This is a genomic window from Promineifilum sp. (SeqCode) (assembly GCF_041918635.1).
GTDB lineage: Bacteria > Chloroflexota > Anaerolineae > Promineifilales > Promineifilaceae > Promineifilum.
The window spans coordinates 1-7,000 of the sequence record NZ_JAYRVJ010000771.1; the positions used below are offsets into that span (position 1 = coordinate 1).

4 protein-coding genes and 1 pseudogene are annotated in these 7,000 nt (G+C 68.1%); 3 read left to right on the plus strand and 2 right to left on the minus strand.

Annotated features, from left to right (window positions below; genetic code table 11):
• A pseudogene (locus ACE3UY_RS22150) lies at positions 1-1,714 on the minus strand (hypothetical protein); the annotation flags it as partial.
• Between the two features lie 540 nt (positions 1,715-2,254).
• Here ACE3UY_RS22150 and ACE3UY_RS22155 point away from each other — a divergent pair.
• The 3 genes from ACE3UY_RS22155 (at position 2,255) to ACE3UY_RS22165 (ending at position 6,407) form a co-directional block, all read left to right on the plus strand.
• On the plus strand, positions 2,255-3,301 hold the full coding sequence (locus ACE3UY_RS22155) for a S1C family serine protease (RefSeq protein WP_374689644.1): 1,047 nt from the start codon (positions 2,255-2,257) through the stop codon (positions 3,299-3,301).
• 97 nt (positions 3,302-3,398) lie between these two features.
• Positions 3,399-4,517, plus strand: coding sequence for a hypothetical protein (locus ACE3UY_RS22160; RefSeq protein ID WP_374689645.1), 1,119 nt, complete (start codon positions 3,399-3,401; stop codon positions 4,515-4,517).
• A gap of 336 nt (positions 4,518-4,853) precedes the next feature.
• Entirely contained in the window at positions 4,854-6,407 is a 1,554-nt protein-coding gene (locus tag ACE3UY_RS22165) for a nitronate monooxygenase (protein WP_374689646.1), read from the plus strand.
• Between the two features lie 34 nt (positions 6,408-6,441).
• Here the strand turns inward: ACE3UY_RS22165 and ACE3UY_RS22170 are convergent, their stop codons facing one another.
• Positions 6,442-6,885, minus strand: a complete 444-nt coding sequence (locus tag ACE3UY_RS22170; RefSeq protein WP_374689647.1) for a hypothetical protein — start codon at positions 6,883-6,885, stop codon at positions 6,442-6,444.
• Positions 6,886-7,000: the final 115 nt, after the last annotated feature.

Consider the following 7,000-nt stretch of genomic DNA (forward strand, 5'->3'; position numbering starts at 1 on the left):
CCTCCACAAACCGCGCGATCAACCGGTGCAGCTTCACCCGCCCGGCCGCCCCCGCCGCCGGCTCCAGCAGCCCCAACTCCAGCAGCCGCTCCAGCCCCTCATCGGCCAGCGTCGCCGGCTCGGTGACCAGCGCCGCCAGCAACAGTTCCTCCGGCAGCGGCTCCCCCGGCGCGAAGCACGCCGCGCGGGCCAGCAGCGCCGCGGCCGTCGCCTTGGTGGCGGCGTTGCCCGGCGCGTCGTCCGCGTCCGGCCGCAGCCGGTCGTAGCTCAGGGCGACGGTGCGCCACACGTCCCGCTCATGGCCGGTGGGGCTGGGGCCGGAACCCGCTTCCAGCCGCAGCGAGGCGTGGCGCAGCAGGGCCGGCCGGCGCAACTCGGCCAGGTAGCCGGCCGGGCTGACGCGCCCGTAGCGGCGCAGGTAGCGCCCGGCCAGCGCCAGGGCCAGCGGCAGCTCCCCCAACTCGGCGGCGATGGCCCGCAGCTCGGCGTCGGCCACGTCGGCGCGCGGCGGCCGGCCGCCCCCTTCCGTCAGGTGGCGGCGCAGCAGGGCCACGCTCTCCGGCTCGTCCATCGTCCCCAGGTGCGCCACCCGCACGGGCAGGTCGGCCGGCCAGCGCTCCCGCCGGCTGGTCACCAGCAGCCGCGCCCCGCCGCTCTTCGGCCGCCAGCGCTCCAGCAGGGCCGGGTCTTCGCCGTTGTCGAAGATAAGCAGCCGCCGCGCCGGCCCGGCCCAGGCCTGTTCGGTCAGCGCCACCTGGTCATCGAGCGCCAGCCCGCCGAAGGCCGGGTGCAGCTCCATCCGCCGCCCGCACTCGGCCACCGCCGCCGGCGCGCCGCCCGCGTCGGCCAGACTGACCCAATGCACGCTCTGGAAGAAGCGGCCGTAGCGGTGGGCGAACTCAACGGCCAGCTGCGTCTTGCCCACGCCCCCGAGGCCGGAGAGGATAGTGGTCAGTGGCGAGTGGTCAGTGGTCAGTAACAAGCCGGCAAGGGCGCGCAGGATAGCTTCGCGGCCGGTGAAGAAGGGGTTGCGGCCGTAGGGGATGAGGGAGCCGGGGGGGAGGTCGCCCGGCTCCGGCAGGGGCGGCAGGTCGTCCTTCGCCCGGTCCCATTCGGGCAACGGCGGCGGCTCGTAGCGTGGCGGCGTCCAGTTTTGCGCCATCAGCGCTTCGATGAGCCGGCGCAGTTCTTCCACCTGGGCAGCCGTGGCCCCTTGCGCCACCTGCTCGCGAATGAATTCCAGATCGCCGGTTACTTCCCTGAACGCCGCCACCACTTCCGCCGCGACCGCTTTGTTCTCTACCAGTAACCCCTGCACCTGTCGCTGCCACACGTGCTGCCTGGTCAGGATGCGCAGCAGATCGTCTTGCCCGGTCGCCAGTCGCTTGAGGTGATCCGCGGGCAGCAACGCGTCCATCCGCGCGGCAATCTGCTCGTCGTCGAGCCTGTCCCCGCCATCGGCTACCTCGGTCAGCAGCTTGCTGACCGCCCCCACGTTGAGGATGTCTTTCAGCACGATGAGGTCGCGCGGCAAGGTAGGCTCCACGGCCGCGGCAATCGCCAGCGCGGCCGAAGCCCACACCAGCGCCTGCCCCTGTCGCCGCGGCGTGAGGGCCTGCAAGACGCGATAGGACGCCATCCGCAGTCGCAGGTCGAAATCAGGGGGTGGATCGTTCGCCGTCATGGTATATTCGGTCTGGTCGCCCGCCGCCATTGACCGTCCTCCAGGAAACCCCAGGCTACACCTGGATAGTAGCTTAAGCCCGCCAGGACGCAAGGGACAACGGGGCATTTCAGCAGCCGGCCACAGCGCCCAGACCTGTCAGCTCTTTCGCCGGCCGCGCTCTCTTCCCCTGGCCCCTGGCCCCTGGCCCCTAGCCCCTACCCCCTATCCCCTAGCATTTGCTAAGTCATGACTTCCATCACTTGACTTCCTGGTGGCGCTAAATCTAGAATAGGATTATCCTTCCTGGCAGAACCGTCCCACCTACAAGCAATTAGGAATGAGGAATTATGAATTAAGAGCCGAAAATATCCCCCCTACGACAATAACCACAATTCCTACGTCATCATTCATAATTCCTGATTCCTAATTTTCTTCACAATGTACCGTTTCCAACGTCCGCTCCTTCTCTTCATTGCCCTCCTTGTTTTGTCTGCCTTGGCCTGCCAGCGCCTTTCGCTGGGTTCCAATGAAAGCCCCACCGCCACGCCCTCAGCGCCGGCCCTTTCCCAGGAACTCGTCGACCAGGCCGTGGCCACCATCACCGCCCAACTGCCGGCCGCCGCGACGGCCGCGCCCATCGCCAGCGCCCCGCTCAGCACCGATCTCGAAGCGTCGCTCGTCGCCCTCTACGGCCGCGTCAACCCGTCCGTCGTCCACATCTTCATCTACGACAACCAGCAGTTCGTGCTCGGCACGGGCAGCGGCTTCGTCTATGACGCCGCCGGCCACATCGTGACCAACAACCACGTCGTCACCGGCGCGACCGGCCTGGAAGTCGTCTTTGCCGACGGCCAGCGCCGCGTCGCCCAGGTCGTCGGCGCGGACGTGGATAGCGATCTGGCCGTCATCAAGGTCGAGTCATTGCCCGAGGGCGTCCAGCCTATCCCGCTGGGCGACTCCAGCGCCGTGCGCGTCGGGCAGTTCGCCGTCGCCATCGGCAACCCGTTCGGCGAGGCCGGCTCCCTCTCGCTGGGCATCGTCAGCGGCCTGGGCCGCTCGCTCACCTCCGACCGCATCGCCGAGGGGGGCGGCCGCTACTCCCTGCCCCAGGTCATCCAGACCGACGCCGCCATCAACCCCGGCAACTCCGGCGGGCCGCTGCTCAACATCGCCGGCGAAGTCATCGGCGTCAACAGCGCCATCCGCACCAGCACCGGCACGAACTCCGGCGTCGGCTTCTCCATCCCGGTCAACGCCGTCAGCCGCGTGGCCCCCGCGCTCATCGCCGATGGCGTCTACCACTATCCCTACATCGGCGTCAGCATGCGGGAGTTAGACCTGGCCCAGCAGCAGGCGCTCGGCCTGCCGCAACTGACAGGCGCCTACGTGATCGACGTGACCGCCGGCGGCCCGGCCGACGTGGCCGGCCTGCGCGCCGGCGGCCTGTCCGAATCAGCCGGCCCGTTGCCCGGCGGCGACCTCATCACCGCCGTCAACGGCCAGCCCGTCGCCACCCCCGACGACCTGATCGGCTATCTCGTCTTCGAGGCCTCGGTGGGGCAGACCATCACCCTCACCGTGATCCGCGACGGCCAACCGATAGAAGTGCCACTCACGCTCGGCGAACGTCCCTAGCCTGACCGGCGCGGACGAACGCCGGGCCATTATCCACCGCGCCGGCTGCCGCAAGCTACCCGGCAGTCCCGGCGACCTAACCAGGTAGGAGGATTCCATGTTTAGCCAAGAGCAGATGCAGGAGTTACTCGCCTTCGAGAGTAACGGTAAAGGCGTCATCAGTGTCTATCTCGACACCGACAGCGCGTTTCAATCTGTGGAGGCGATCAAACTAACCGCCAGGGGGCTGCTGAAGGAGGTTCAGCCGCTATACGACGAGGAGGCGCAGACCATCGAGCGCTACCTCGACCTGGGCTATGACTGGTCGAAGCCCGGTCTGGCCCTGTTCTGCGGCAAGGGGGGCGACTACTTCCGCGCCTACCCCTCGCCCGTCGCCTTCCGCAACCGCGTCCGCCAGGGCGCGCGGCCCTACGTCAAACCGCTGGCCCACTTCCTGGATCACTATGCTCACTTCGGCGTCATCCTCGTCGACCGGACGCGCGCCCTCTTCCTGAAATACCACCTGGGCGACCTGCAAGCCACCGACAGCTTCACCGGCGAAGAGGTACGCACCTTGAAAGATGGCGGCGGCTCCTCGGCCGTCGGCCGGCGCGGCGGCGGCGGCGCGAGCGGCCCCGGCGGGGCCAAGCACGAGGATCAGGTGGCGCTGCGCAACCTGCGCCAGAGCGCCGCCGCGGCCCAGACCTTCTTCAACGCCCAACCCATCCGCCGCCTCTTTCTGGGCGGCACCAGTGAGACGCTGGCCCAGTTCCGCGAGCTGCTGCCCAAGCAGTTGCAGAGCTGTCTGGCCGGCTCCTTCCCCATGGACATCGACACGCCGGAGATGGAAGTCCGGCGGCGCGCCCTGGAGTTGCTGCGCGAGGTCAACGCCGAGCGCGAGGGCAAGCTGGTCGAGCGGCTGATGACCCTGCACGCCATGGGGTCTACGGCCGTCCTCGGACTGGACGACACCCTCCAGGCCGTGTCCGACAAGCGCGTCGAGTCGCTGATCATCAGCGACGGCTTCCGCGCCCACGGCTACCTGCACGAGCCGTCGGGCTACGTGGTCGCCAACCTGACCCTCAGCCCGCTGGCCGAGGCCGAATTGAGCGAGGTCGAGGACGTGGTCGATGAGGCCGTGGCCCAGACCGTGGCCCAGAGCGGCCACGTCGAGGTCATCGCCGACAACCCGGCGCTCGATGAGGCCGGGCGCATCGGCGCGATCTTGCGGTACTAGACAAGAAGCAGGGGGGCGGGGGGCAGGGGGGCAGGGGTGAAAGAGGCGTCCAACAATGCGTTCTTTCTCCCCCGCTCCCCCGCCCCCCCGCTCCCCCGCTCTTTCACAGCCCTCATCGCGGACTCGCCAGCAGGTGGCTGGAGATTGTGAAAGCCGCTCGATTTGGTAAGAATCGTTGATCCGGCTATACTGGTGCTATCAGCAACAAGCCTAAGACTCACGTGGTGGTCATCAACACCGTCCCCGCTCGTCTTCTAGACCGCGCACCCACCGTTCCCACTTCCCGCAAAACCTGTTGATGTGGTTTCCCGGCTCAGCGCCGAAGGCAAACAACTGATGACAAAACTTCTTGAGCATATCAAGCTCATTCAGGGCGGTATGGGGGTGTACGTGTCCAACTGGCGGCTGGCCAAGGCGGTCGCCATGCAACGGCCCGGCGAGACGGCCGGTACGGTCTCCGGCACGGCGCTCGATGTGGTCTACGTACGGCTGCTACAACTGGGCGACCCGGGCGGCCATGCCCGGCGCGCGCTACAGGCGCTCGATGACACCTTTGACGTCGCTATCGGTCGCGATATCCGCGACCGCTACTTCATTGAGGGGGGCAAACCGCCCGACGCTCGCTTTCGCAGCGCGCCAATGCAGATCATAAAGGCGACCGATGGCCGGCGCAGCTTTCCCCTGCCCGACGGCGCGACCGCGGCGACGTCGTTCAAATTAGAGGATGACGTGATCGAACTCCTGATCGCGACCGGCTTTGCCGAGGTCTGGCTGGCCAAGGAAGGGCATCCCGGCCGGATATTGATCAACTTCCTCCACAAGATCGAACTGCCGCTGATCTATGTGCTCTATGGGGCGATGCTGGCCGGGGTTGACGGCGTGGTCATTGGCGCGGGCAATCCGGAGGGGCTACCGGCGCTTTGCCGGCAATTGGCCCAGCACGCCGCGGTCACCCACAAGATATCGTTACTCTACCGTGAAACGGGCGAGGACTTCAAGCTCGCCTTTGACCCGCAGCAGGTGGCCGGCGGCCGATTTGCCGCCCAGCCGCTGGCAGCCCCGGCTTTTCTGGCCGTTGTCTCGCTGGAAGAGCTGGTGAAAGTCCTGGCCGAGAGTGAAAGCCTGCCGCCCGACGGCTTCATCATCGAGCATCATACGGCCGGCGGCCACAATGCCAACCCGGCCGGCCCGATGGTCAAAGATGCCACCGGCCAACCCATCTATGGCGCCCGGGATGAAGCCGACCTGGCCGCCATCCTCGCTGTCGGCATTCCCTTCTGGTTGGCCGGCGGCTATGGCAGCGGCCCGAAGCTCCAGGAAGCGCTGGCCGCCGGCGCCAACGGCGTCCAGGCCGGCACCGTCTTTGCCCTGGCCGAAGAATCGGGCATGAAGCCGGAGTACCGGTCGGCCATCCTGGAGGCGCTGAAAAACGGCGTGGCCGACGCCGATCTTGTGCATACCACCACCTTCTCGCCGACCGGCTTTGCCTTCAAGGTCGTGCAGCTCCAGGATACGGTGTCCGCCGACGACATCTATGAGAGCCGGCGGCGCGTGTGCGACATTGGGATGCTGCAACAGCGCGGCTTCAACAAGCCAGACGAACAGGGCGATCGCACGCTCTTTCAGCGCTGCCCGGCCGGACCGATTGAGACCTACATCAAGAAGCGCGGGCTGGAGCACAACACGGACGAGCGGCGTTGTCTGTGCAATGGCTTGCTCTCCTGCGTCGGGCTGGGCCAGGTGAAGGAGGTTCGGGGTGAACTGGTGGAGGAACCGGCCATCGTGACGCTTGGCAACCATCTCGACGGCGTGCGCCGCCTCTCCCGCCAGGGCCAGACGCGCTACTACGTCGAGGATGTGGTGGCCGATATTCTGGCTGACGCCTCGTAGCGCCGGCCCGCGCCGCATTCACTCATCGCCGGTTCTACGGTTCCAGCGACGAGAAGTAGTCGCGCACCAGGCTTTCCAGGCCGAGCGGGATAGCGCCGCCCGACAGCGCCTCGATGGCCGCGTCGCGGTAGTCGCCGAACACCTGGTCATAGGGGACTACACTGCCGCCCGGCTGGCCGAAGCCGGCCGGGCTTTCCTGCCCCAGCGGCCCGCACGCCGCCGGGTCGCCCAGGCATTGCGTCTCCAGCTCCATCTCCTCCCCCTCGCCCGCCAACTCCGCCGGCGCGGGCACAAACACGCTCTCCACGTGCCCCCCGCCCGGCCCCGGCCCGCCCGGCGTCTGCCCCTGCCCGCCGTCCGTCCCGCCTGCCTGCCCGGCCTCTCCGTCTCCCCCGCTCCCTTGCTCCCCTGCCTCTACGCTCGCTTCCTGCTCCCCCGCGCCCCCGCTCCCCGGCGCCCCAGCTCCCCCTTGAGCCACCACCCCCCCCCCCACCCCCAACGCCACCGCCGCTTACCCCCCCCCCGACCCCGCCGCCAACTCCAGCGCCCCCCCCTGCACCGCCCCCGCCGCCACCCGCAGCGCCCTCATGGCC